Source organism: Stenotrophomonas sp. GbtcB23 (assembly GCF_019091045.1).
In the GTDB taxonomy this organism is placed as follows: domain Bacteria; phylum Pseudomonadota; class Gammaproteobacteria; order Xanthomonadales; family Xanthomonadaceae; genus Stenotrophomonas; species Stenotrophomonas rhizophila_A.
This window is the reverse complement of the sequence record NZ_JAGXKC010000285.1, coordinates 1-329: the sequence shown is the minus strand read 5'-3', so window position 1 is coordinate 329 and position 329 is coordinate 1. Positions and strand designations below refer to the sequence as shown.

The following is a 329-nucleotide window of genomic DNA, read 5'->3' as shown; positions in this document are numbered from 1 at the left end:
AAGCTGGTGCGGTCGATCACGCTGGGGTTGGCGGACCTCGCGATTGCCGATGTTCTGCGGGAGCGGAGCGGCCTATCCACTTGGATCGAGAACGACGTTCATGCTGCAACGCTTGGCGAACTGAAGTTCGGCCTGGGACGAAAACACCGCGATTTCATCATGTTCAATGCCGGCACCGGCATTGCCGTCGGCTATGTCCTTGACGGGAGGCTGCATGTCGGGGCGAGCGGCACAGCCGGAGAGATCGGCCACATGGTCGTCTGTGGCGACTTGGACCTGCGCTGCACTTGCGGGCTGATCCGCGAGCACGCCATCGATATCGTGCATGC

Annotated in this window: 1 protein-coding gene; it reads left to right on the top strand. The window is 62.0% G+C overall.

The window, feature by feature from the left end:
- Positions 1-329: ROK family protein (locus KVS69_RS19135; RefSeq protein ID WP_217539545.1), on the top strand; the 329-nt coding region annotated here is incomplete at both ends.